This window comes from Terrabacter sp. 05T424 (assembly GCF_056396225.1).
The window spans coordinates 1-24,537 of the sequence record NZ_JBFTLB010000017.1 but is presented as its reverse complement, the minus strand read 5'-3'; the positions used below and the strand labels follow the sequence as shown (position 1 = coordinate 24,537).

Genomic DNA, 24,537 nt, shown 5'->3' with positions numbered 1-24,537 from the left:
TTGTCCTTTCGCGCGCCGACGGGCGTTCCGGTCCTCCCACGCAGAGCGTGGGACCCAACTCGCTGGCGCTCGCTGCGATCCTCGCGCACTACCGCGCTCATCGGTCCACACCTCCCATAACCGGGTCGATCGAGGCCACGGCGACGATGACGTCGGCGATCTGGCTGCCTTCGCACATCGCGGCCACGGCCTGCAGGTTGTTGAAGCTCGGGTCGCGGAAGTGCGCGCGGTAGGGGCGCGTGCCGCCGTCGGAGACGATGTGGCAGCCGAGCTCGCCCTTGGGCGACTCCACCGCGACGTACGCCTGGCCCGGCGGCACCCGGAAGCCCTCGGTGACGAGCTTGAAGTGGTGGATCAGCGACTCCATCGAGGTGCCCATGATCTCGCGGATGTGGTCGAGGCTGTTGCCGAGGCCGTCGCTGCCGAGCGCGAGCTGCGCGGGCCAGGCGATCTTCTTGTCCTCGACCATGACCGGACCGTCGTTCTCCTGCAGACGGTCGGTGGCCTGCTCGATGATGCGCAGCGACTGGTACATCTCGTCGATGCGGATGCGCAGGCGGCCGTAGGCGTCCTGGCTCGTGCGCGTGACGACGTCGAAGTCGTACGTCTCGTAGCCGCAGTACGGGTCGAGCTTGCGCAGGTCGTGGGGCAGACCGGTCGACCGCAGCACCGGGCCGGTGATGCCGAGCGCCATGCAGCCGGCGAGGCTGAGCACGCCGACGTCGACGGTGCGGCCCTTGAGGATGGGGTTCTCGTTGAGCAGCGCCTCGAGCTCGCCGAGGCCGCGGCGGACCTCGGGCACCATCTCGCGCAGCGCGTCGATCGAGCCCGGGGGCAGGTCGACGGCGACGCCGCCGGGGCGGATGTACGCGTTGTTCATGCGCAGGCCGGTGACCATCTCGATGACCCGAAGCAGGCGCTCGCGCTCGCGGAAAGCGACGGTCATGACGGTGGTCGCGCCCATCTCCATGCCACCGGTGCCGAGGCAGATGAGGTGGCTGCTGATGCGCGTCATCTCCATCATGAGGACGCGGATGTCGTTGGCGCGCTGCGGGATCTGGTCGGTGATGCCGAGCAGCTTCTCGATCGCGAGGCAGTAGGCCGCCTCCTGGAACATCGGGGTCAGGTAGTCCATGCGCGTGCAGAACGTGACGCCCTGCACCCAGCTGCGGTACTCCATGTTCTTCTCGATGCCGGTGTGGAGGTACCCGATGCCCGCGCGGGCCTCGGTCACCGTCTCGCCGTCGATCTCGAGGATGAGGCGGAGCACGCCGTGCGTCGACGGGTGCTGCGGCCCCATGTTGACGACGATGCGCTCCTCGTTGAGCGAGGTGGCCTCATCGACGAGGTCGTTCCAGTCGCCGCCGGCGGCGTTGAAGACGTGGGCGCCCTCGCTGGCGGACTCGTCGGCGGCCGACGTGGCGTAGACGTCGTTGGCGCCCGGCTCGGGCACCTCGGTCTGGGTGAACTCGGTGTGCGTGCTCATCAGTTGTACGACCTCCGCTGGTCGGGCGGCGGGACGGTGGCGCCCTTGTACTCGACGGGGACGCCGCCGAGGGGGTAGTCCTTGCGCTGCGGGTGGCCCGGCCAGTCGTCGGGCATGAGGATGCGGGTCAGGGCCGGGTGGCCGTCGAACTCGATGCCGAACATGTCCCAGGTCTCGCGCTCGTGCCAGTCGTTGGCGGGGTAGACCGAGACGATCGAGGGGATGTGGCGGTCGTCGTCGGGGCAGCTGACCTCGACCCGGACCCGTCGACCGCCGTGGGTGATCGACAGGAAGTGGTAGACGGCGTGGAGCTCCTCGCCCACGCGGTCGGGGTAGTGCACGCCGGAGACGCCGGTGCAGATCTCGAACCGGAGCGAGGCGTCGTCACGCAGCACGCGGGCGACCGCGAGCAGGTGCTCGCGGCGCACGTGGAGCGTCATCTCGCCGCGGTCGATGACGACACTGGCGATGGCCTCGGCGTAGGAGGCCGTGCCGCCGACGAGGCCGCGTTCGAGGTTGTCGGCGATCTCGTCGAAGTAGCCGCCGTAGGGCCGCTCGGCGGCGCCGGCGACGAGGATCGGCCGCAGGAGGCCGGAGTAGCCGGTGGTGTCGGCGCCGCGGGTCGCACCGAACATGCCGCGGCGCATGCCCACGACCTTCGGCTCGGCGGCGCCGCCGGGCTGAGCCAGCTCCACCTCACCGGGCGTGATGCCGGACGTCTGGTCCTTGGTGGTGTCGGCGTTGACCGCCGGCGTCGCGTCCTTCTTCTCCCCGTCGCTCATGCGAGCAGGCCCTTCATCTGGTGCGTCGGGGTCGCGGACAGCGCCGCGGCCTCGGCGGCCTTGGCCGCCTCCTCGCGGTTGACGCCGAGGGGCGAGGTCTGGATCTGGTGGTGCAGCTCGATGATGGCGTTGAGCAGCATCTGCGGCCGGGGCGGACAGCCCGGCAGGTAGATGTCGACCGGGATGATGTGGTCGACGCCCTGCACGATCGCGTAGTTGTTGAACATGCCGCCCGAGCTCGCGCAGACGCCCATCGAGATGACCCACTTGGGGTTGGGCATCTGGTCGTAGACCTGGCGCACGACCGGGGCCATCTTCTGGCTGACGCGGCCGGCGACGATCATCAGGTCGGCCTGGCGCGGCGTCGCCGAGAAGCGCTCCATGCCGAAGCGGGCGATGTCGTAGTCGGGGGTGCCGACTGCCATCATCTCGATGGCGCAGCAGGCGAGGCCGAACGTGGCCGGCCAGATCGAGGCCTTGCGCATGTAGCCGGCGAGGCCCTCGACCGTCGAGAGCAGGAACCCGGCTGGGAGCTTCTCTTCGAGACCCATTGCTTACTCCTTACCTTTCCTGACGGACCCGGTGGACGCGTGCCCGCTGGTGCGGACGCTCACGTGCTGCACAGGCCGTCAGTCCCACTCGAGGCCGCCGCGGCGCCAGACGTAGGCGTACGCGATGAAGACCGTGAGGATGAACAGGACCATCTCCACCAGCGCGAAGAGGCCCAGCTTGTTGAAGGCCACCGCGAACGGATAGAGGAAGATCGACTCGATGTCGAAGATGATGAAGAGCATCGCCGTCAGGTAGTACTTGATCGGCACGCGACCGCCGCCGGCGGCGTGGGGCGTCGGCTGGATGCCGCACTCGTAGGCCTCGAGCTTGGCGCGGTTGTAGCGCTTCGGGCCGACGACGAGCGAGGTGAAGACCGACAGCGCGGCAAACGCGAAGCCGAGCCCCAGCATGAAGAGGATCGGGACGTAGGAGTTCATCCGAGGTCACGTGCCTTCCGGTCGTGCGAGACGTGCATTCAAGACGTGCATTGCAGGGGCGAACATGCGCGGCGCACCCATCCTAGGGGCGTCCATGACGATTGTGCTCGGCGTCACAATGGGGGTGCCCACGGGTGTGCCGGTGCGGTCTGAAGCACGATGTGTCATGCGCTCGGCGCCAGCCGCGAGAGGGTGTTGATGATGCGGTCGCTCGCGCCCTTGCTCGCCGGGTCGGCGAGGTTGGCCATGATCTTGAGCAGGAAGGGCATGAGCTTCGTGCGCGGCAGGCCGTACTTCGTCGCGAGGCGCATGACCTCGGGGTTGCCGATCGCGTGGGCGAACCAGCGGCCCAGCGTGAAGTAGCCGCCGAGCTCGTCCTTCATGACCTTCGGGTATGCCGCCAGCACCCGCTCGCGCTCGGCGTCGCTCGGGCGTGCCATCGCCTGGGCGACGAGCTCGGCGCCGAGACGGGCGGCCTCGAGGGCGTAGTCGATGCCCTCGCCGTTGAAGGGGTTGACCATGCCGCCGGCGTCGCCGACGAGCAGCAGGCCGTCGCCGTAGAGCGGGGTCCGGTTGAAGCCCATCGGCAGCGCGGCGCCGCGGATCGGGCCGGCGGCCTCGTCGTGCTCGAGCTGCCACTCCGGGTTGATGTCCTCGACCCAGCGGCGCATGACGTCCTTGAAGTCCGTCTTCTGGAACGCCGCCGTCGTGTCGAGGGTGCCGAGGCCGACGTTGGTGCGGCCGTCCTCGAGCGGGAAGAGCCAGCCGTAGCCCGGCATGAGGATGCGGTTGCCGTTGTCGTCGCGGGTCCACAGCTCGAGGTGGCTCTCGAGGTAGTCGTCGCGCTTCGGCGTCGTGTAGTAGGCCCGGACCGCGATGGCCATCACGCGGTCCTCGCGCTTCGGGCGGCCGACGGCGGTGGCGAGTCTGCTCGAGACGCCGTCGCTCGCGACCACGACCGGGGCCCGGTAGGTCACCGTCTCGCCGGTGGCGCGCCCCGCGTCGTCGAGCCGCTTGGCGGTGACGCCGGTGACGCGGCCGGAGCCGTCGCGCACGGGGGCGGTGACGCTCGTGCGCTCGTGCAGGCGGGCGCCGCGATTCTCCGCGTGGCGGGCCAGGCTCTCGTCGAGCTGGGCGCGGGTGCGCACCATGCCGTAGCCGGGGAAGGCGTCGGACTCGGGCCAGTCGAGCTGCAGCGTGTGACCGCCGCCCTTGATGCGCAGGCCCTTGGTGCGCTGCCAGCCGGTCGTGTCGACGCCGAGGGAGATGAGCTCCTTGGTGGCGCGCGGCGTCAGGCCGTCGCCGCAGATCTTGTCGCGCGGGAAGGACGACTTCTCGAGGAGGACGACGTCGAGGCCGTGGTCAGCGAGGTAGGCCGCCGTGGCGCTGCCACCCGGGCCGGCACCGACGACGATGACGTCGGCCCGCTCGACGGGTGCACCGCCACCCTCATTGGGGCTGGGCGCCACGCTCGAACTGGTCATCTCTCCTGCACGCTTCCGAAACCGCTTGTGAAGATCTTCACGAACTCTCCGGGGAGTCTATTCCCGCGATTTCACCCTTGTCAGATAAGGCATGCCTAACCCCCAACCGTCGAGGGGCCAAATTTCGCCGCCTCTCGCACGTCGAGAGGCCAAAGTTCGGCGCCTCCCGCACGTCGAGAGGCCAATGTCTGCCGCCTCCGGCAGGTCGAGAGGCCACGTGCGGCCGCAACCCGCCGGGCGGCATACGCCCCGGTGGCGTCGGTCGTCAGCGCTTGGTGCCGTGGTGCAGCGCGACGATGCCGCCCGTGAGGTTGGTCCAGCCGACCTGCTGCCACCCGGCCGTCTCGATGATGCCGGCGAGCTCGCCCTGCGGGGGCCACGCGCGGATCGACTCGGCGAGGTAGACGTACGAGTCGGGGTTGCTCGACGTGCGGCGGGCAACCGGCGGCAGCGCGCGCATCAGGTAGTTCGTGTAGACGGTGCGGAACACCTTGTTGACCGGCTGGCTGAACTCGCAGACCAGGAGGCGGCCGCCGGGCTTGGTCACCCGAAGGAACTCGCGCAGCGCGGTCTCGGGGGCGGCGACGTTGCGCAGCCCGAAGCTCATCGTCACGACGTCGAAGCTCTCGTCGGCGAACGGCAGGCTCATCGCGTCGGCAGCCGTGAACGCCATGTCGGGGCGCCGCCGGCGACCCACGCGCAGCATGCCGAGCGAGAAGTCCGCCGGCACGACCTCGATCTCCTCGTTGGCCCACGGCTCGCTGGACGTGCCGGTTCCGGCAGCGATGTCGAGGATCCGCTCCCCCGCACGCGCGGCGACCGCTTTGACGACCGCGCGGCGCCACAGCCGGTCCTGCCCGAGCGAGAGCACGTCGTTGGTCACGTCGTACTTCTCGGCGACGGTGTCGAACATCGACGCGACGTCGACCGGCTTCTTGTCCAGCTGCGCACGGCTCATGCGCTCATCCTCGCACCGGCGGGTGTGGGATCGGTCGCACGGGCGGCGGTGTGGCAGCCAGGCGACCGAGGTGGGGCGCGTTCGGCCGTAGAGTTGCAACCGATGTCCACGCTTCCCGCTCCCGAAGCGCCGTCCCCCGCCCCGGGACCGACGGTCGTCGTCCGCACCGTTCCTTTCGAGGCCGCGGACCCCCTCCTCGCCTACCTGCCGGCCGACCGCGAGCACGACGACCTCGTGTCGTGGGTGCGACGCGGCGACGGGCTCGTCGGCTGGGGCACCGCGCTCACCTTCGAGGCGCGGGGCCCGGACCGGTTCCACGAGGCCGAGTCATGGTGGCGCGAGGTCAGCCGGCACGCCGTGGTGCGCGACGAGGTCGGGCGTCCCGGCACCGGGCTCGTCTGCTTCGGGTCGTTCCCCTTCGCGGACGACTCGGCCGAGTCCGCGCGGCTGGTCGTGCCCTCCACCATCGTCGGGCGCCGCGACGGCCGCACCTGGCTCACCACCGTCTCGCTCGACCCCCAGTTGACGATTCTCGAGAAGCCCTCTGTCGCAGACGATCCCGAGCCTCCCCGCGGGGTCGCTTTCGCCGACGGCGCCGTCTCACCCGCCGACTACGCCCATGCGGTCGCGGAGGCGGTGGAGCGCATCGGAGCGGGCGAGGTCGACAAGGTCGTCCTGGCCCGCGACCTCGTCGCGACGGCATCCGGGCCGATCGACCCGCGCTGGCTGCTTCGACGCCTCGCCGAGCGCTACGAGAACACCTGGGTCTTCGCCGTCGCCGGCCTCGTCGGCGCCACGCCCGAGCTGCTCGTCCGCCGGGACCAGGGCCTCATCACGTCGCGCGTGCTCGCCGGCACGATCCGCCGCACCGGCGACGACGACAAGGACACCGCGCTCGCCGGCTCGCTCGCACGGTCGTCGAAGGACCTCGAGGAGCACGAGTACGCCGTGCGCTCGGTCGCCGATGCCCTCGCACCGCACTCCTCTTCGATGAACGTGCCCGAGGCACCCTTCGTGCTGCACCTGCCGAACGTCATGCACCTCGCGACCGACGTCGCCGCGGTCAGCGCCGACGACGCCTCGTCGCTCACGCTCGCCGCGTCGCTGCACCCGTCCGCGGCCGTCGGTGGTACCCCGACCGCACGTGCCGTCGAGCTCATCGCCGAGCTCGAGCACATGGACCGCGGCCGCTACGCCGGACCCGTCGGCTGGATGGACGCCCAGGGCGACGGCGCGTGGGGAATCGCCCTGCGCAGTGGGGCCTTCGACGCCCAGGACCCGTCGCAGATCACCCTGTATGCCGGCTGCGGCATCGTCGCGGGGTCCGACCCCGAGTCCGAGGTGGCCGAGTCCAACGCCAAGCTCATCCCGATGCGCGACGCGCTCGCGAGCGACTGACCGCCCGTCGTGACCGCTGCCCGCGCGGCCTCGGAGCTCGCGCTCCGGCTCGTCCAGTCCCTGTGGCTCGGCGGAGTGCGCGACGTCGTGCTCGCCCCGGGGTCGCGCTCGGCTCCCCTGGCGCTGACCCTGGACGCCGCCGACCGCGCTGGTGACCTGCGCCTGCACGTCCGCGTCGACGAGCGTTCCGCCGCCTTCCTCGCGCTCGGACTGGCCACCGGCTCGCGTCGTCCGGTCGCAGTCGTCACGACCTCGGGCACGGCCGTCGGCAACCTGCTGCCTGCGGTCATGGAGGCACACCACACCGGGCGGCGGCTGATCGTCGTCAGCGCCGACCGGCCCGACCGGCTGCGCGGCACCGGTGCCAACCAGACCACCCAGCAGGCCGGCATCTTCGGCGTCTTCGCCGGCTGCGACGACCTGACCGCCAGCCTCTCGGATGATGAGCTGGATGCGGTTGTGGCGCAAGCCTGCTCGCGTCGAGGGCCGTGGCAGCTCAACGTGCAGCTCGACGGGGACCTGCTACCCGCCGATCCCGACCCCGCCACCTGGTGGCACCGCCCCGACTCCGATCTTCGCGTGCCCGCCAACTCCGCCACGGCGCAGTTTCAGGCCGGATCCGAGGCCGAGCAGCCCGCCAACTCCGCCATGGCGCAGTTTGATGGAGACTCGGGGTCGGAACGGGGCGGGAACCGCGCCGTGGCGCAGTTCCGGTCGCCAGGGCCGAACGTCGACCCGTCGGTGTCAGTGCCTGACGGCGGCGAGGTGCTGCCGCTCGGGCCGCGCACCGTCGTGGTCGCTGGTGACGACGCCGGGCCTGCTGCACGGCTGCTCGCAGAGGCGGCGAACTGGCCGATGCTGGCCGAGCCCACGTCGGGGGCCCGCATCGGGCGCCGGGCGCTGCGCACCGGGCGGCTGCTGCTCACGACCGACCTCAGGGCGCAGGTCGAACGGGTCGTCGTCGTCGGCCACCCGACCCTCTCCCGTCCCGTCACAAATCTCATCAGCGACCCAGACGTCGAGGTGCTCGCCGTGCGCGGCCGTGGCGGTGTCGCAACCGACCCCGGTCGTGTCGCCCGGGTGCTCGACCTTGTCCCCCGGGTCGAAGCCGCTGACGACGCCACCTGGTTCGCTGCCTGGCACGACGCCGACGCCCGACTGTCGACACTGATCGACGCGGGCCTGACCTCAGCAACGGGAGACCCGCTGCGCGCACCGGGTCTCGACGACGGGCTGTCCCCTCTCGCGGTAGCGGGGGTCGTCGCCTCCGCCGTCGCGGCCGACACCTCCCTCGTCGTCGGCTCCTCGAACGCCGTACGCGACCTCGACGTCATGGGGACGCCCTGGCCGCCGCTGCAGCACCGCTTCGTCGTCGGGAACCGAGGCCTGGCCGGGATCGACGGCATGGTGTCCACGGCGATCGGCATCGCGCTGGGTCGCCCCAGGGCCGCGCGCACCATCGCCTACCTGGGCGACCTGACCTTCCTGCACGACACCAACGGTCTGCTCGTCGGGAGCGGCCAGCCGCGACCCGACCTCACCTTCGTCGTGCTGAGCGACGACGGCGGGGCGATCTTCAGCACGCTCGAGCAGGGCGACCTCCGCTACTCCGATGCGTTCGAGCGAGTCTTCGCAGCCCCGCACGGCACTGACCTCGCGGCCCTCTGTGCTGCGCACCACACGGCATACGAACGCGTCGACGACCTCAGGCGCCTGACCGACGCTCTGGACGAATCCATCTCCGGCATCAGGGTTCTCGAGGTTCCAGTGTCCCGGGCCGACCGTCGTGCGGAGGCCGCGTGGATGCGTTCGCTGGCTCAGCAGGTCGTGCCGCACAGCGACGGGCGCGGCTGACCCCACCGGCTCGGCGGCTCAGAGCGGGTCGGGCACCGGCCACTGCGACGGGGTGCCCGGTTCGGACGTCGCGGCCGCCATGACGAGCTCGGTGTTGTCGCGCGCCTCCTGACCACTCGGCAGGTAGCGCGTGTCCTCGAGCCCGATGCGCACGTCGTAGCCGGCGGCCTGGGCCCACCGGAGCACGGGCCACGTCCATCGCTCCTCGCCGTGGACGAGAACAGGTGCCGGAGACATCCCGAGCGCCGCAAGGATGCGCTCGGCGGCCCACGGACCGTCGGATCCCGGAGTCACACCCGGGATGAGCTCGACGAGCACGCGTTCGACCTGCCACGGCCAGTTCGTCCCGACGAAGAGGCTGACTGCGCGCGGTGTCCAGATGCCAGCCTCGACGCCGGACCCGTTGCCGCGCAGGGCCGCTGCGACGTCGACTGCGCCGTCCTCGTGCCAGTTGACGCTCGCGCAGTCCGGGCCGCCGAGGTCCGGAGAGGGCCACTCGGACACGTGCGCGACCTTGCGGCGCACGCTGTCGACGATGCCGTCCCGTGTCGACACGCTCACCCGGAGTCCGGGCGTGGCGGCGCGGATGGCAGTCACCGCGTCGACGACGTGGCGCGTCTCGAGCGACTCCCGGCCCGACTCGTCGCGCGGGTGGACGTGGACCATGAAGGCACCGGCGGCCACCGCGTCCGCAGCCGCGGCGGCCAGCTCGTCCGGCGTCAGGGGTACGGCACGGTGCTGGCCGCGGGTTCGACCTCCGTTGAGGCACGCCTTGATCATCGACCGCTCCTGTCGTCCAGCAGAGCGTGGCAGCGGACAAGGCGCTCGCGCCACCAGTCCTGTCTGTCAGGCGCAGCGGCCAGCGCGGCGAGCGCCTCCGGGTCCGGTGTGGCTCGGCCGGTGGCCAGCACCCCGGCCACCGGACGCAGCGCCGGCTCGGCGAGGTCCCGCTCGAAGAGGCTGACCGTCCCCAGGCCACAGGCGTGGTCGAGCTCCGGCAGCGCCGCCGCCAAAGCGACACCGGCCGCGATCCCGACGCTCGTGTCAAGGGCCGAGGACACCACTGCCGGCAAGCCGCACGCCTCGACGACCTCGAGAGCGGCCCGGACGCCGCCCAGTGGGGCCACCTTGACGACCACGAGGTCCGCGGCTCCCAGACGTGCCACCCGGACCGGGTCCTCGGCCTTGCGGATCGACTCGTCGGCGGCCACGAGCACGTCGATCCCGTTGCGCGCCAGCGTCTTCCGCAGGCACGCGAGCTCCTCGACGCTGGCGCAAGGCTGCTCGGCATACTCCAGCCCGTATGCCGCCAGCCTCGCGAGCGCCTCGACCGCGCCCGTCTCGTCCCAGCCGCCGTTCGCGTCGACGCGGATGCGGGCGCTCGGCCCCATGGCATCTCGCACTGCCGCGACGCGGTCCACGTCGTCGTCGACCGTCTGTCCACGCTCTGCGACCTTGACCTTGGCCGTCGTGCAGCCGTCGAACCTGGCCAGCACCTCGGCGACCCGGTCGGCCGGCACGGCCGGCACGGTCGCGTTGACCGGGATGGTGTCGCGCACCGCCGCCGGCCATCCGGCATACGCGGACTCGATCCCTGCGGCCAGCCATCGGGCCGCCTCGTCGTCGGGGTACTCCGCGAAGGGCGCGAACTCGCCCCAGCCACAAGGGCCCTCGAAGACCACCGCCTCGCGCACCTCGACACCTCGGAAACGCACCCGCATCGGCAGGGCGACGACGTGGGCCGACGCCAGCAGGTCGGCGGTGGCGGGCAAGGACGTCATGCCCCCATCATCACCGACGGATCACCACCGCCGGATGCCCGGCACCGATCAGCGCACGGTGAGAGGGCGATCAGCGCACCGGGAAGGCCTCGTGACTGTCGTGCGTGGGGTCGGGCTGACCAGTGGGCTGCGGCGCCTGCGGCTGGGCGTCGTTGGCCGTCGAGTCGTGCTGCTGGTGCCGGGACCGGCCGACGTGGCAGGCGCGCCGTCCGTTGCGGGTCCACCCGAACGCCCAGACGAGCCCGACGAGCCACCAGAGGCCGTGACCCGAGGCGCCGAGCGAGATCGCGATCAGCGCGATGCCGGCGATGATGAACGTGCGTGGGACGAACACGATGACCTCCGTTTGCTCCGCCGGACCACCCGGCATGCCTCCACGCTAGGTATGCATGTGGCGTGGGTCCTGCGTCCCCTGTCACGACCTGCCCCTGACAGATGTCACCCCGGCGCGCAGATGTCGCCCGACGCGCGCGGGGGTCGGGCATCCAGCGGACGTCTCAGCGGCCGAGCCGCACGTCCGCCGGGTTCTCGGCCGCGACGGCGATGCGCTCGCGGTGCAGGTCCGACATGGACGGGAGCCCGTCGAGCGGGAACCACCGCGCGTCGGTGGACTCGTCGTCGCCGGGTCGGGGGTCACCAGCCACCCACCGGCAGCGGAAGGTGTGGTCGAGGTACTGCCCGAGGTCGCCGTTGACGTGCGTGACGACACCGCTGGCGGCCACCCAGACCAGGCGCTCCACCTCGGCCACGACGCACGCCTCCTCCTCGACCTCGCGGACCGCCGTCACGTGGGGGTCCTCGCCGGGGTCGACGATGCCGGTCACGGGGGTCCATCGGCCGTTGTCGGAGCGCTTGACGAGCAGCACCTCGTCAACGCCTTCCGGTCGTGCGCGCAGGACGACGGCCGTGATGCCGGGCATCCAGAGCAGCTCGGTCCCGATCATCGAGCGGAGGTGGACGACGTAGGGCGGGATCGGCATGGCGCCACGCTAGCCGCGCTGTGCCCCCACTGCCGCGGTGCCCGGCCCGACGGGGCCGGTGAGGTAGCGCTGGATCGCCGGCCCCACCAGTCGCGCGACCTCGGCGGGCGACGCGGTGGCGACGGGGTCGAGCGCGAGGACGTCACGCACGAGCGCGAGTCCGAGCATCTGGCTCGCGACGAGACCGGCGCGCAATGCAGCCGTCTCGGGCCCCGCGACCTGCGCCACGGCGGGCGTGAGCTGCTCGGCGAACACCTGCCGCAGCACGTCGACGGCGTCGGGCTCGGTCGCGGCCGAGCGCAGCAGCGTCACCAGCGTGTCGTCGCCGCCCTCCCACCGGGCCAGGAAGTGCTCGACGAGCCCACGCCCCAAGGCCGCTCGCGGGCGGCCAGTGAGGTCGGGCAGCCGCAGGTCGAGGTCGACCGCAGCAGTGAAGAGGTCACGCTTCGTCCCGAAGTAGCGCATCACCATCGACGGGTCGATCTGCGCGTCGGCCGCGATGGCGCGGATCGTGGCGGACCGATAGCCGTGCCCGCGGAAGTGCACCCGTGCCGCCTCGAGGATGCGCTGCCGGGCACGGTCGGACTTCGTCTCCCGGCCGGACTCGTCGATCATGGGCGCCACCTTAGCCAACGCCCGTTGACTTCTACGGGAGTGGGTCGTAGCGTGTTTGCCAACAGATGTTGGCAAAGTGTCGACAGGGAGAGAACCCATGAACGCCCGATCGGCAGCAATTGGCACAACGGTCTTCGCCGCGGTCCCCGCGACCATGGGCGGGGTGATCCCCTGGCTCGTCGGTGCGCGCGCCCCGGACGCCTGGGCGAGGTCGACCCCCGGCACCGTCGGCGGCTGGCTGCTGCTCGCGCTCGGCGTTGCGGGCCTCACGGAGGCGTTCGTCCGCTTCGCCCGCGACGGTCTCGGCACACCCTCCCCCACCGCCCCGACCGAGCACCTCGTCGTGACCGGCCCCTACCGCTACGTGCGCAACCCGATGTACGTCGCCGTGCTCGCCACCATCGTCGGGCAGGGGTTGCTGTGGCGCAGCAGCGCCGTGCTCGCGTATGCCGTCCTGTTCGTCGCCGCCGTCACCGCCTTCGTCGCCCTCTACGAGGAGCCGACGCTGCGCGAGACGCACGGCGAGGAGTACGGCCGATACGTCGGCACCGTGCCGCGCTGGCTGCCCCGACCCGGCCACGTCTGGCCCCGCCCCAGCACGACCGCGCCGCGCCGGGAGCAATGAGCCGGACGGCATACGCCCTCGGCCGTGGTGCCCGCGGCCCGCGTAGGCTGCCCGCCGTGAGCACCGAACGCGCGCCCGTCTCCGAGACCTTCGACCCGGCCGAGTGGGACGAGGTGCCGGGCCTCGACCTCACCGACATCACCTACCACCGTCGCCGCGCCGCCCCGGGCCGCCCGCACGCCGAGTCTGGTGTCGTGCGCATCGCCTTCGACCGGCCCGAGGTGCTCAACGCCTTCCGCCCGCACACCGTCGACGAGCTGTACCGCGCGCTCGACCACGCCCGGATGACCCCCGACGTGGGCGTCGTGCTCCTCACCGGCAACGGCCCCAGCCCCAAGGACGGCAAGTGGGCCTTCTGCTCGGGCGGAGACCAGCGCATCCGCGGCCGTTCGGGCTACCAGTACGCGCAGGGCGAGACCGCCGACACGGTCGACCAGGCGCGGGTCAAGGCCCAGGGCGGTCGCCTGCACATCCTCGAGGTGCAGCGCCTCATCCGCACCATGCCGAAGATCGTCATCGCCGTCGTCAACGGCTGGGCGGCCGGTGGCGGGCACTCGCTCCACGTAGTCTGCGACCTGACGATCGCGAGCCGCGAGCACGCCCGCTTCAAGCAGACCGACGCCGACGTGGGCAGCTTCGACGCCGGCTACGGCAGCGCCTACCTCGCCAAGATGGTCGGGCAGAAGTTCGCCCGCGAGATCTTCTTCCTCGGCCGCACCTACTCGGCCGAGGACATGCAGCGGATGGGCGCCGTCAACATCGTCGCCGACCACGCCGACCTCGAGACCGAGGCCCTTCAGGCCGCGACGGAGATCATGGGCAAGAGCCCGCAGGCGCAGCGGATGCTCAAGTTCGCCTTCAACCTCACCGACGACGGCCTGATGGGCCAGCAGGTGTTCGCCGGCGAGGCGACCCGGCTGGCGTACATGACCGACGAAGCAGTGGAGGGCCGCGACCAGTTCCTCGAGAAGCGCGACCCCGACTGGTCGCCGTTCCCCTGGTACTTCTGAGCCGGCACGTCTGACCTCGCCCGTCTGACGTCGGGAAACTGGGCACTCGACTGGACGGAGAGAGTCGAGTACCCACTTTCCGGCAGACGGGTTCAGAGCGAGAGAATCAGCTCGACCGTCGCGTGGACGACCTGGCGCTGGGCCTCGGCGCGACCCACCGTGGGTGACCCGTCTCCAGGCTGCTCCCCGTAGTCGCCGAAGAACGAGTGCACGGCCCCGTCGACGCGGGTGTATGCCGTCGTGCGCGGCAGCAGTGCCCGGCTCGCGGCGATGTCGGCCGGGCTCGTGAACGCGTCGCGGGTGCCGCTCACCGAGGCGACCTCGAGGTCGTTGCGCCCCGCCAGCGACTGGTCGGGATAGGACGCCCACAGCACCAGTCCGCGGACGAGGCCGGGGTGGTCGAGGGCGAAGCGGGCCGCCGCGACGCCGCCGAGACTGTGGCCGCCCACAGCCCACTCCCGCACCTCGGGATGCTCGTCGACGAAGGACTGCGGCGCTGTCGTCGCGAGCAGACCGATGTCGAACGGCGGCTTGACGATGACGACCAGCACCCCCTGCCTCGACACCTGCGACAGCATCGGCACGTACGCGCGAGGGTCGACGCGGGCGCCCGGCTGGAACACCAGACCTCGGGTGGGCGTGCTGCCCTTCGGCGCGATGATGATGTGGGCCGCTGCGTCGGTGACGCGCACGTCGGCGCCACCGGCCAGGGCCGACACCGCGGCCGGGGTTGCCGCGAACGGTCGAAGCCAGACAAGCGCGCCGAGCACAGCCACCGTGGCGACCACGCCCACCACCTGCCCGAGCACCCGCCTCCAGCGTGGCCGACGGCGGACCCGCCGCCTGTCGTCGGTCCGGTCGTGGACGAGCAGGACGACTCCGATGAGCCCACACGCCGCGAGTGCGATCACCTGAGCCGGGTTGCCCGACAACAGGATCGACTGGTCGAGCAGGAAGAGGGCGAGTGGGACGACGATCCAGACGACACCGAGCACGACGCCCAGGTGCGTGCGCGATCGCCGGTGGACGACGGCAGCCGAACCCTCGGTCCCCTCGTTGCCACCGACTCCCTCGTCGGCCCCTCCGACCCCCTCGAAACCCGCGTCCCCCACGGTTCTCACCATTCGAGCGTAGCGAGGGGCCGAGGGACGAACCGGTCATCGCCCGGGGCAAGTTTCCGGCTCTGTCGGACGCCCGGCGTCGGCCTGCCGCAGGTCTGCCGCAGGAAGGCCCCTCACCCCCAAGCCGCTCTTGGGCCGTTCCCGGTGTCGGTCCCACGTCCACCCCCTCGAGGAGGCAGGATGTTGGGGTGGGACCCATCGACGAGCGCAGCGCCGGCAGCGGACGTCGCGCGCCCGCGAGCGGCGGCGCCCGTGCTCGCGAGCACGGGCTCGGGCCGGACCACGGTGTGCCGAACCCCGATGTGCCGGAGGGGGGCCGGCCCGCGAGCTTCCGCCAGCCGGCCCGCACCACCGCGATGAACGCGACACGAGCCGTCGGCCGGGGCCTGGGGCGGGCGGCCACCGGTACGGCCCGGGCCACGGCCCGCTCCGGCCGATTCGCGGCGACGAAGGCGCATGCCTTCACCCACTCCGGCGGTGCCGGCGAGACCGGCCTCGCCCGCATCACCGAGCTGCACGCGAGCCACACCGCGGGCGACACCATCATGACGCTGGCCCTCGCGGGCACCCTGTTCTTCAACCCCCAGACGGCACAGGCCCGTGGCGACGTCGCGACCTTCCTGCTGCTGACGATGGTCCCGTTCGTGCTCGTCGCGCCGCTCATCGGCCCCCTGCTCGACCGCTTCGCGCACGGGCGCCGCTGGGCCATCGGCACGACCCTCGCGCTGCGGGCTTTCCTGTGCTGGGTGCTAGCCGAGGCCGTCAACAACAACAGCAGCTGGCTCTTCCCGGCCGCACTCGGCTGCCTCGTCGCATCGCGGGCCTACAACATCACCCGCGCCGCAGCCGTGCCGCGCCTCCTGCCCGCCGGCACGACTCTCGTGAGGGCCAACTCGCGCGTGTCGATGGCCGGTGTCGTGGGGGCCCTCCTCGGCGGCCTGCTCGGCGGGCTGGGCATGCTCGCCGGCCCGGCGTGGGCCCTGCGCGTGGGCTTCGTCGTCTTCGTCATCGGCACGGTGCAGGCCATCCGGCTGCCGTCAGTGGTGGACTCGTCCGTCGGCGAGGTGCCCATCGAGGACACCGCCCCGATCGCGGTGCGGCCCGCTCGCGCGCCCGAGCGGACCGGCACGCCCGACGGCCCCAGCTCGCTCCGGGGCACCCGGCGAGGCTGGACTGGGGACGCGGCCGGACGGCATACGTCCTCGGAGCACGAGCCCCTGACCGTGGACTCACTGGGCCTGCTGGGCCGGTTCCGCCGGCGCAAGCAGGCGATCCCGTGGCCCGTCATGCACGCCATGTGGTCGACAGGCGGCACCCGCGTGCTCACCGGCTTCCTCATCATGTTCATGGCATTCCTCGCCAAGGAGCACCCGATCGACGGCTTCCGCGGCGAGCTCGTGCTGGCGTTCATCGCCGTGGGCATCGGTGTCGGCAACGCTCTGGGCAGCGTCGTCGGCAACGTCGTGCGTGACCAGCGCCCCGAGCGCATCGCGATGGTGTCGGTGCTCGCCGCGACGGTCAGCTGCCTCGCCACCGGCATCTGGTACGGCGTCTGGACCCTCGTCGTGCTCGGGCTCGTGCAGGGCCTGTCGGCGCAGCTCTCCAAGCTCTGCTTCGACGCCCTCGTGCAGCGCGAGGTCCCCGAGAACGTGCGCACGTCGGTCTTCGCGTGGTCCGAGACGATGCTGCAGGTGCTGTGGGTCGTCGGCGGAGCGCTGGGCATCGTGCTCCCGCTCAACCCCTACATCGGCTTCCCGGTGTGCGCGGTCGCGCTCATCTGGACGGTCGTCATGGCTGCTCGACAGCGGCGCCGGGCGACCCCGGTGCGGGCGACCCCCCGCCCCGCCGGCTGACCCGGGAGGCTGTGGAGAACTCTCCGGCCCTAGTGGCGAGTGCCCGTAGGTTTCCGATCCATGAGCTACGCGATCGACACGGAGGGCACGCGGCGCGTGGGATCCACGTTGCTCACCGCGGGCTCCGGACTCGCCGACTGCGCAACGGGATTCGCACGGGCTGGTCGATCTGCCACGTTGGGTTGTGGCGACGCCCACCCCGCCCTTGGCGCGTCGCTCGCCGGCTTCGTGGCCAGCCACGTGGCGGCTCTCGAGGCTGCAGCGACAGGCTTTGCGGCACTCGGTGATGCGCTCGACCAGACTGCCTTGGCGGCCAATGCGACCGAGGTCCGTGCCGCGCTGATCCTCGCGTCGGCCGGTGGGCCCACCAGGTCCACGCACCCACGCCCATGACTCGCCTTCTCGAAGACACGGCACAGCTTTCACCTCCAGCGGGTGACCCGACGGCGATCCGGGCTGCGGCGCGCGAGCTGCGCCGGGTGGCAGCACGCGGTCTTGCGAACGGCGGTCTCAGGGCCGCGGCCGAAGCCGAGCTGGGCCTCGTCTGGCAGGGCGACGTGGCCACACAAGCGCAGTCCGACCTCGCCGTGCTGGCGCACCGAACGCGTCGGTTGCTGCCGCATCTCGGTCACGCAGCCGACGGGCTCGACCGCTACGCGGGCGCACTGGAGCGCGCGGCCGCGCACGTGGACGGCCTTCGACGCCGCGCCGACGACGCGGCGGACGAGCACGCCCGTCGCGTGGCCATCGCACGGGCCGCCACGACCGATCCGACGACGTATGCCGCTGCCGTGGCCCTGGCCGGTCGCGACCGCGACACGGCCCTCGGCACGGTGCACCGGGCTCACGGAGCGGTGTTGGACGAGCTGACCGCCGCGGCCAACCAGTGCGCCCGGCGGCTCGACGCGCTGACGGCTGACGCGGCCACACGTCAGCGCCCACTGGGTCGGGGCATCGGCACCGTCCCGGCTCCACCCAGGTCTGCGGGCTGCGCTCCGGACGTGCGGGCCTCGTTCATCGGCGACCTCGGCTTCGTCCAGGAGCGCATCGAGGTCGCCTCGCGGCCGAGGGTCGGTCACATCGAGGTGCGCGAGCAGCGCCAGTGGTGGCAGGACGCCCTCGAGCACGCGGGTGAGGCCGGGGCCTGGACGTACAACCACACGGCCGTGCCGCTGGTGAACGGCGCAGCCGACATCGGGCAGGCGGTCACCGAGCATCCCGAGGACCTGCTCGAGATCGCCCTCGGGGTGGGCGGGATCATCCTCGGAACCGGTGGCGAGATCGGAGGGACGGTCCTCGACGCGACCGGCGTCGGGATGGTCGTCGGGGTCCCGCTCAACGTGGCAGCCGCCGCCGTCGCAGCCGGCGGCGTCGGCGCGATCGCCCGCGGCGCCACCAGACTCGGCGAGCACGCGCGCGCCAACGACAACCGCTGGCTCACCGAGGTCGACGCGCCCACCGTCGGCCGGGGCAAGGCCGGTGATCCGCTACCCGACTCGAGCCGCCCCGACCTCGCCGGCTCGAGCTGGAAGGGTCGAGTCTCCGACAACGGCAAGGGCGAGGTCTGGCAGGATCCCGACTTCGTCGGGGTGAAGGTCAACGGCAACGACGACATCAACTCGCTACGCGTCATGGACCCCACGGCGCAGTACCCCCACGGGTACCTACGCTTCTACAACAGGCACGGGCAGGCCATCGACATCGAAGGCAGACCCACCGACAAGGACTCCACCCACCTCCCGATCCGCGAGGACGGCACCTTCGACATCCCGAGAGGATGGAACCCATGATTCCCGACTTCACGGGGATGACCGTCTCGCGCGTGCAGCTGGACTGGATGGTCCGGCTGTGGACGAGCGGGGGCGGACAGTTCAACCTGGAGGGCGACGTCTTTGTCACCCACAGAGGCCAGCCTCCCGTCCAGATCGACATCTCGCAGTCCGTGGAGACTCCGCCCAAGATCCTCGCCGACCTGCTCGGCCAGGAGGTCACCGGTGTGCTGGTCTCGCCCACCAACGACCTCGCCATCAACCTCGCCGACGCCCAGGTGTCCTGTCGAGTGGACCCCAACTACGAGTCGTGGACGATCCACGGGCCACACCGCGAGATGCTCGTATGCATGCCGGGTGGAGAGCTCGCCGTCTGGAGCCCACCGCCCGCGGACGAGTCGTCATGACCGGGTTGTCACCACTCGATTAGCCGCACACCTGGCGTACGGAACCCAAGCCTGGGTGTCGGAAGGCGCCAAGGCACAATGGGGTCCATGACGGCGCTGCAGCTGCTCCCGGTGCCCGCCGGACCCGACGTGCTCGACGTGCTGCCCGCCCTGGAGGCCGCCCTGGCCGGCCGCTCCCCGGTGCTTCCGTATGCCGCCGCAGACGCCCCGCCATCAGTGCCGTTCCACGAAGCCGCCGACCTGCCCGAAGGCCTCGCCGTCGCGATCGGCACGTCCGGCTCCACCGGACACCCGAAGCGGGCCCTGCTCACGGCCGAGGCCCTCGAACGTTCTGCGTGGGCCACACATCAGGTGCTCGGCGGCAGCGGAGCCTGGCTGCTGGCGATGCCTGCACACCACATCGCCGGCCTGCAGGTGCTCCTGCGCTCGGTCGCGGCCGGCGTCACACCGGTCGTCCTCGACCTGCGCGACGGGTTCTCCGCCGAGGCCTTCGCGGCGGCCACCGCCACCGTGCGCCCGAGCGGGTCGGCGCAGCGCCGCTACACCTCGCTCGTGCCGACCCAGCTGAGCCGCCTCGTCGACGACCCCGCGGGCCTCGACGCACTGTGCCGCTTCGACGGCGTGCTCGTCGGGGGCGCCGCGACCCCGAGCGCCCTCGTCGAGCGGGCCCGGCGCCTGGGCGTCAACCTGAACCTGACCTACGGCATGAGCGAGACCGCAGGCGGGTGCGTCTACGACGGGAGCCCGCTGCCCGTGAGCCGGGTCCACGTCGACAACGACCGGCACGTCGTGCTCGGTGGCGACACGGTCGCCTACGGCTACCTCGGCGGGCCGGGGCTCAGCCGTGACGCCTTCACCACCGACCTCGACGGCGTCCGCTGGTTCCGTACCGACGACCTCGGCCACTTCGACGAGGACGGCCTGATCGTCATCGACGGCCGAGCCGACGACGTCATCAACACCGGGGGCCTCAAGGTCAACCCGGGCGTCGTCGAGGACGCCATGTCACGCCACCTCGACGACGTGCTCGACGTGGTCGTGGTCGGCCTGCCCGACGCCGAATGGGGCGAGTCCGTCTGCGCCGCAGTGACCCTCGTCGACCCGACGGACCACCTCACGACGGCACAGGTGCGCGAGCGCCTGCGCGGCATCCTGCCCGACGCCGCCCTGCCGCGCCGCGTCCTCGTGCTTCCGGCCATCCCGCAGCGGGGGCCGGGCAAGCCCGATCGCACCGCCATCCGACGCGCTGTGCGGGGGTCTGCCTGAGCGGTGGCAAGATGGGGGTGTCCACCCGGTCGACGAAGGAGACCACCGTGCCACGCGTCGTACTCGTCGCCCTCGTGGTCTTCGCCTCGATCTACGCCTTCGTCGACTGCGTGCAGACCAACAGCCGGCTCGTGCGGATCATGCCTAAGCCCGTTTGGCTCCTCGCGACCCTCGTCCCGGTGCTCGGGCCGATCTTCTGGCTGGTTGCCGGCCGCAGCGACGCCCGCGGCGGGCCCACCCGGCGCGGACCCGGCCGGCAGCCACCCGGCCCCCGTGGACCGGCAGGCCCGCGAGGCCCCGACGACGACCCCGACTTCCTCCGCAAGCTGTAGAAGGACTCCCCCAGACCCCATGGCCACCCTGTCCCAGTGGATCGAGGGCGCTCGTCCACGCACGCTGCCCGCCGCCGTCTCTCCCATCCTCGTCGGCACCGGCGCCGCCTACCAGACCGGTCACGTCGTGTGGGCGTATGCCGTCCTCGCCCTGGTCGTCGCCCTCGCCCTCCAGGTCGGGGTCAACTTCGCGAACGACTATTCCGACGGCATCCGAGGCACCGACGAGGTACGCGTCGGGCCCGTGCGTCTCGTCGGCCAGCGTCTCGCGGCGCCCGGCTCGGTCAAGATCGCCGCGTTCTCATGCTTCTTCTTCGCAGCCCTCATGGGCCTGGCCCTCGTCGGGCTTTCCGGTCTGTGGGTGATGATCCCGATCGGCGCGGCGGCCATCGTCGCGGCCTGGTACTACACCGGAGGCTCCCGGCCGTACGGCTACCTCGGCCTCGGCGAGCTGTTCGTCTTCGTCTTCTTCGGGCTCGTCGCCACCCTCGGCACGCTGGCGACCATGACCCCGCCCACCGCCGCGGGCTGGTGGGGCGCCATCGGCGTGGGTGCGCTGTCGTCGGCGATCCTCGTGGCCAACAACCTGCGTGACATCCCCACCGACCGCGAGCACGGCAAGCGCACCCTCGCGGTGCGCATGGGCGAGAGTGGCACCCGCTGGTTCTACGTCGCCCTCGTCGCCGTCGCGTTCGTGATGAGCGGCCTCGCGTCGTTCACCTCGCCCTGGGCCCTGCTCGCCCTGCTGGCCGCACCACTCGTCGTCAAGCCGATGCAGGCGGTCGTTGGACGAGCCACCGGCCGCGGCCTCATCCCTGCGCTGGCGGGCACCGGGCAGTTCCTGCTGGCCTGGTCGCTGCTCCTCGCCGTCGGACTCGCACTCGGCCGACCGTGACCCCAGCGGGTCGAGGTGGTCCCTCGCGCCCCGCCGCGACGGCATACCTCCACTCCCCTCTGACCCGAGTGGATCGAGGTGATCCGACGCAACCGGCCGCGACGGCATACCTCGGCCGGCGCCTTCTCGTTACGCACCTTCTCGTCTCGCGCCTTCTCGTTCTGCTGACGGGACGCGAAGCGAGTGCCACCGTGGAGAGGTGGACGAGGAGATCGACGTCGTCGTCATCGGTGCCGGCCAGGCCGGTCTCGCGGCGAGCCACGAGCTGGGCCTGCGTGGGGTCGAGCACGTGGTCCTGGAGGCCGAGTCGCCGGGCTCGTCGTGGGCCCACCGGTGGGACAGCTTCACCCTCGTCGGTCCGAACCACCTCGTGCTGCTGCCCGGGGCGCCCTACGAGGGCGACGACCCCGACGGCTTCATGTCACGCGAGCAGATCACCGGGCACCTCGAGGCGTACGCGTCCCGCCTGACCGCGGAGGTGCGCCACGACACCCCCGTCCGTGCGCTGCGGCCGGGCCGGGCCGGTGGCTACGACCTCGAGACCGACCACGGCACCGTCCACAGTCGGGTGGTGGTCCTCGCGACCGGCGCCTACCAGCGGGCGAACCGACCCGCCGCCGTGCAGTCGCTCCCGGCGGGGCTGGCCTGCCTCGACGTCTCGCAGTACCGCAACCCGACCGGCCTCCCGGAAGGTGCCGTGCTCGTCGTCGGCTCGGGGCAGAGCGCCTGCCAGATCGCCGAGGAGCTCGCCCAGGCCGGGCGCGAGGTCGTCATGGCCTGCGGCAAGGCACCGTGGTTCCCGCGGCGCACCGACGGGCGCGACGTCTTCGAGTGGCTGCACGACACCCCGTTCTTCGACCACCGCGTGAGCGACCTGCCGAGTCCCGCTGCGCGCCTGGGCGCCAACCCGCAGGTCAGCGGCCGGGACGGCGGTCACGACCTCAGCTTCCGCACCCTGCACGCGCTGGGCGTACGGCTCGGTGGTCACCTGGTCGGCGCGGACGACACGACCGTGCACCTGGCAAACGACCTCGCGGCGACCCTCGCGGCGTCGGACGCCGGGCACGACTGGCTGCGCGACCTCATCGTCGCCGGCTGCGCCAGCACCGGGCAGGCACCGCCCAATGTCCCCGAGCCCGGCCCATTCTCACCGCAGCCCGTCGAGAGCCTGCCCGTGGCAGACATCGGCGCCGTGGTCGTGGCAGCCGGGTTCCGTTCCCGCTACAGCGAGTGGATCGATGTGCCGGGCCTCGTCGACGAGCAGGGCTTCCCGCTCCACGACGACGGCGAGAGCACTGTGGCCCCCGACCTGCACTTCGTCGGCGTGCACTTCCTCAGGAACCGGCGCTCGGCCCTGCTCTTCGGTGTCGGCGACGACGCTCGCGCCACCGCGACCCGCATCGCGGGGCGCCTGGGCCTGACCGCGTGACCGTCAGCGACCGGAGCTGAGCGGGCCTTCGTGCCCGGCGTCCTCGGCGTCCTCGGCCGCCTCGTCGCTCGTCGGGTCGGGCTCCAGGCGGCGGCCCTCGGCCTTCGCCTCGTGCCGCTCGACGAGCTTGGCGGTGATCTCGTCACGCATGCCCCGGAGCAAGATGTAGGAGGCGGCAGCAGACGCCAGAGCGGCAGCGCCGACGAGGAGCGCAGGGTTGTTGCGCAGGCCGATGAGCCAGAAGAGGAAGAGGAACCCGAAGAAGATCAGGAGGCGCAGCAGTGAGTAGCGGACCACGTTCAGACCTCAGCCCATGCCGGAGTAGTTGTGCATGCCGACGAAGGTCGACACGAGGTTCACGAGCGTGAAGTTGATGATGACCGAGACGTAGCCGGCGAGCGCGATGTACATCGACTTGCGCGGGTCGACACCGGCGGTGGCGCGGCCGTGCATGTAGGCGGCGTAGACCGTCCAGATGACGAAGGTCCAGACCTCCTTCGGGTCCCACTGCCAGTAGGCGCCCCACGCCTGCTTCGCCCAGATCGCTCCCGCGATGAGCGTGAACGTCCAAAGGATGAAGCCCACCATGTTGAGGCTGTATGCCGTCCGCTCGAGCGCCGCCGCTGACGGCAGGGACTCGATGACGCCGGGCTTCGCGGGTGGCTTCTCCTCGCGGCGCAGGCGCACGAGGTAGAGCGCTCCGACCGCGAAGGCCAAAGTGAAGAAGGCGACTGCGAGGAACGCGACGGAGACGTGGATGCCGAGCCAGTACGACTTCAGGGCCGGCATCAGCTCGCCGGCCTCCGTGTAGAGCACGGTGAGGGACAGTCCGAGCACGAGCAGGATCGGCGTGACGATGAAGACGCCCAGCCACTCCCAGCGGTTGCGCCTGGCCAGCGCGCTGTAGGCGACACCGACGGCGGCCGACGCCGCGGTGGCGAACTCGAACATGTTTCCCCACGGCGGCCGGGCCACCGCGATGCCACGCATGAGCACGGAGACGACCAGCAGCGCGGTCGCGAGGTAGGTGAGCATCAGCGCGATGCTTCCGCGCTGGCGGCTGCGCAAGCTGTCCACGTATGCCGGCCCGGCGGCATACGCCGAGACGGGACGACGCTCTGCCGGCGCGGCCGCCCCGGCCCCTGCCACGACGAGCTCGCGCTCCTCGACGGACGACTCGGCGACGGCCTTGGACTCTGCTGCCTTCGGCGCGCGCGCGGCGAGGTGCCACGTGAAGGCGAGCATGGCGAGCGTGTAGACGATCATCGACGCGTAGAGCGCGATGTTGGCGTTGGCGGCGAGCGAGTTGGGCACTAGCTTTCGGTCCGTTCTGGAAGGCGGTCGGGCGCTGCAGTCGTGATCGCGGTGTTGCCCGCGGTGTTGCCCGCGGTGTTGCCCGCGGTGTTGCCCGCGGTGTTGCCCGCGGTGTTGCCCGCGGTGTTGCCCGCGGTGTTGCCCGCGGTGTTGCCCGCGGTGTTGCCCGCGGTGTTGCCCGCGGTGTTG

General features: G+C 71.6%; 26 protein-coding genes. 11 read left to right on the top strand and 15 right to left on the bottom strand.

Annotated elements, in window-relative coordinates:
• Positions 1 to 97: 97 nt before the first annotated feature.
• From AC1DE0_RS21855 to AC1DE0_RS21830, 6 genes are all read right to left on the bottom strand, one after another.
• Positions 98 to 1,486, bottom strand: a complete 1,389-nt coding sequence (locus AC1DE0_RS21855; protein ID WP_478105637.1) for an NADH-quinone oxidoreductase subunit D — start codon at positions 1,484 to 1,486, stop codon at positions 98 to 100.
• Positions 1,486 to 2,268, bottom strand: coding sequence for an NADH-quinone oxidoreductase subunit C (locus AC1DE0_RS21850; protein WP_478105635.1), 783 nt, complete (start codon positions 2,266 to 2,268; stop codon positions 1,486 to 1,488). The genes AC1DE0_RS21855 and AC1DE0_RS21850 overlap by 1 nt, the downstream gene beginning before the upstream one ends.
• Complete coding sequence (locus tag AC1DE0_RS21845; RefSeq protein ID WP_478105633.1) at positions 2,265 to 2,819, bottom strand: NuoB/complex I 20 kDa subunit family protein; 555 nt, start codon at positions 2,817 to 2,819, stop codon at positions 2,265 to 2,267. The genes AC1DE0_RS21850 and AC1DE0_RS21845 overlap by 4 nt, the downstream gene beginning before the upstream one ends.
• A 78-nt stretch (positions 2,820 to 2,897) precedes the next feature.
• Positions 2,898 to 3,257, bottom strand: a complete 360-nt coding sequence (locus AC1DE0_RS21840; protein WP_045187001.1) for an NADH-quinone oxidoreductase subunit A — start codon at positions 3,255 to 3,257, stop codon at positions 2,898 to 2,900.
• 164 nt (positions 3,258 to 3,421) lie between these two features.
• The gene (locus tag AC1DE0_RS21835) at positions 3,422 to 4,741 is read right to left on the bottom strand and encodes a geranylgeranyl reductase family protein (RefSeq protein ID WP_478105631.1); all 1,320 of its coding nucleotides are present in this window, start codon (positions 4,739 to 4,741) and stop codon (positions 3,422 to 3,424) included.
• A 265-nt stretch (positions 4,742 to 5,006) separates the two neighbouring features.
• Positions 5,007 to 5,699 carry a demethylmenaquinone methyltransferase gene (locus AC1DE0_RS21830; RefSeq protein ID WP_478105629.1) on the bottom strand — a complete coding sequence of 231 codons (693 nt, stop codon included), beginning with the start codon at positions 5,697 to 5,699 and terminating at the stop codon, positions 5,007 to 5,009.
• A gap of 102 nt (positions 5,700 to 5,801) precedes the next feature.
• Here AC1DE0_RS21830 and AC1DE0_RS21825 point away from each other — a divergent pair, with 102 nt between their 5' ends.
• Complete coding sequence (locus AC1DE0_RS21825) at positions 5,802 to 7,097, top strand: isochorismate synthase (RefSeq protein WP_478105627.1); 1,296 nt, start codon at positions 5,802 to 5,804, stop codon at positions 7,095 to 7,097.
• A 9-nt stretch (positions 7,098 to 7,106) separates the two neighbouring features.
• Positions 7,107 to 8,951, top strand: a complete 1,845-nt coding sequence (gene menD / locus AC1DE0_RS21820) for a 2-succinyl-5-enolpyruvyl-6-hydroxy-3-cyclohexene-1-carboxylic-acid synthase (protein ID WP_478105625.1) — start codon at positions 7,107 to 7,109, stop codon at positions 8,949 to 8,951.
• A gap of 18 nt (positions 8,952 to 8,969) precedes the next feature.
• Here menD and AC1DE0_RS21815 read toward each other — a convergent pair whose 3' ends face one another.
• From AC1DE0_RS21815 to AC1DE0_RS21795, 5 genes are all read right to left on the bottom strand, one after another.
• Complete coding sequence (locus AC1DE0_RS21815) at positions 8,970 to 9,731, bottom strand: 3-keto-5-aminohexanoate cleavage protein (protein WP_478105623.1); 762 nt, start codon at positions 9,729 to 9,731, stop codon at positions 8,970 to 8,972.
• Entirely contained in the window at positions 9,728 to 10,732 is a 1,005-nt protein-coding gene (locus AC1DE0_RS21810; protein ID WP_478105621.1) for an o-succinylbenzoate synthase, read from the bottom strand. The genes AC1DE0_RS21815 and AC1DE0_RS21810 overlap by 4 nt, the downstream gene beginning before the upstream one ends.
• Positions 10,733 to 10,802: 70 nt before the next feature.
• Positions 10,803 to 11,066, bottom strand: a complete 264-nt coding sequence (locus AC1DE0_RS21805) for a hypothetical protein (protein ID WP_478105619.1) — start codon at positions 11,064 to 11,066, stop codon at positions 10,803 to 10,805.
• A 163-nt stretch (positions 11,067 to 11,229) separates the two neighbouring features.
• Positions 11,230 to 11,712 carry an NUDIX hydrolase gene (locus tag AC1DE0_RS21800; protein WP_478105617.1) on the bottom strand — a complete coding sequence of 161 codons (483 nt, stop codon included), beginning with the start codon at positions 11,710 to 11,712 and terminating at the stop codon, positions 11,230 to 11,232.
• Positions 11,713 to 11,721: 9 nt separating this feature from the next.
• Positions 11,722 to 12,327, bottom strand: coding sequence for a TetR/AcrR family transcriptional regulator (locus AC1DE0_RS21795; protein WP_478105615.1), 606 nt, complete (start codon positions 12,325 to 12,327; stop codon positions 11,722 to 11,724).
• Positions 12,328 to 12,424: 97 nt separating this feature from the next.
• Between AC1DE0_RS21795 and AC1DE0_RS21790 the strand changes: the two genes are divergently transcribed.
• A complete protein-coding gene (locus AC1DE0_RS21790) occupies positions 12,425 to 12,952 on the top strand; it encodes a methyltransferase family protein (protein ID WP_478105613.1) in 528 nt (175 codons plus the stop codon).
• A gap of 56 nt (positions 12,953 to 13,008) precedes the next feature.
• On the top strand, positions 13,009 to 13,962 hold the full coding sequence (locus tag AC1DE0_RS21785; RefSeq protein WP_478105611.1) for a 1,4-dihydroxy-2-naphthoyl-CoA synthase: 954 nt from the start codon (positions 13,009 to 13,011) through the stop codon (positions 13,960 to 13,962).
• A gap of 92 nt (positions 13,963 to 14,054) precedes the next feature.
• Here the strand turns inward: AC1DE0_RS21785 and AC1DE0_RS21780 are convergent, their stop codons facing one another.
• Positions 14,055 to 15,083 carry an alpha/beta hydrolase gene (locus AC1DE0_RS21780; RefSeq protein ID WP_478105609.1) on the bottom strand — a complete coding sequence of 343 codons (1,029 nt, stop codon included), beginning with the start codon at positions 15,081 to 15,083 and terminating at the stop codon, positions 14,055 to 14,057.
• A 188-nt stretch (positions 15,084 to 15,271) separates the two neighbouring features.
• Here AC1DE0_RS21780 and AC1DE0_RS21775 point away from each other — a divergent pair, with 188 nt between their 5' ends.
• From AC1DE0_RS21775 to AC1DE0_RS21745, 7 genes are all read left to right on the top strand, one after another.
• Complete coding sequence (locus tag AC1DE0_RS21775; RefSeq protein WP_478105607.1) at positions 15,272 to 16,936, top strand: MFS transporter; 1,665 nt, start codon at positions 15,272 to 15,274, stop codon at positions 16,934 to 16,936.
• Between the two features lie 389 nt (positions 16,937 to 17,325).
• Positions 17,326 to 18,726, top strand: a complete 1,401-nt coding sequence (locus tag AC1DE0_RS21770) for a hypothetical protein (protein ID WP_478105605.1) — start codon at positions 17,326 to 17,328, stop codon at positions 18,724 to 18,726.
• A complete protein-coding gene (locus AC1DE0_RS21765) occupies positions 18,723 to 19,112 on the top strand; it encodes a DUF6188 family protein (protein ID WP_478105603.1) in 390 nt (129 codons plus the stop codon). Before AC1DE0_RS21770 ends, AC1DE0_RS21765 begins: the two co-directional genes overlap by 4 nt.
• Before the next feature lie 87 nt (positions 19,113 to 19,199).
• Complete coding sequence (gene menE / locus AC1DE0_RS21760) at positions 19,200 to 20,378, top strand: o-succinylbenzoate--CoA ligase (RefSeq protein WP_478105601.1); 1,179 nt, start codon at positions 19,200 to 19,202, stop codon at positions 20,376 to 20,378.
• Between the two features lie 47 nt (positions 20,379 to 20,425).
• Positions 20,426 to 20,710 (top strand): PLD nuclease N-terminal domain-containing protein, encoded by a 285-nt coding sequence (locus AC1DE0_RS21755; RefSeq protein WP_478105599.1) that lies wholly within the window; start codon positions 20,426 to 20,428, stop codon positions 20,708 to 20,710.
• Between the two features lie 19 nt (positions 20,711 to 20,729).
• Complete coding sequence (locus AC1DE0_RS21750; protein WP_478105597.1) at positions 20,730 to 21,605, top strand: 1,4-dihydroxy-2-naphthoate polyprenyltransferase; 876 nt, start codon at positions 20,730 to 20,732, stop codon at positions 21,603 to 21,605.
• 199 nt (positions 21,606 to 21,804) lie between these two features.
• Positions 21,805 to 23,034: a flavin-containing monooxygenase gene (locus AC1DE0_RS21745; RefSeq protein WP_478105595.1), complete on the top strand. Its 1,230-nt coding sequence runs from the start codon at positions 21,805 to 21,807 to the stop codon at positions 23,032 to 23,034.
• A 3-nt stretch (positions 23,035 to 23,037) separates the two neighbouring features.
• Here AC1DE0_RS21745 and AC1DE0_RS21740 read toward each other — a convergent pair whose 3' ends face one another.
• The 3 genes from AC1DE0_RS21740 to AC1DE0_RS21730 all read right to left on the bottom strand — a co-directional run.
• Entirely contained in the window at positions 23,038 to 23,331 is a 294-nt protein-coding gene (locus tag AC1DE0_RS21740) for a DUF4229 domain-containing protein (RefSeq protein ID WP_478105593.1), read from the bottom strand.
• Positions 23,332 to 23,340: 9 nt separating this feature from the next.
• Complete coding sequence (gene ccsB / locus AC1DE0_RS21735; protein WP_478105591.1) at positions 23,341 to 24,348, bottom strand: c-type cytochrome biogenesis protein CcsB; 1,008 nt, start codon at positions 24,346 to 24,348, stop codon at positions 23,341 to 23,343.
• Positions 24,348 to 24,537: hypothetical protein (locus AC1DE0_RS21730; protein WP_478105589.1), on the bottom strand; the 190-nt coding region annotated here is incomplete at its 5' end. The genes ccsB and AC1DE0_RS21730, both read right to left, overlap by 1 nt.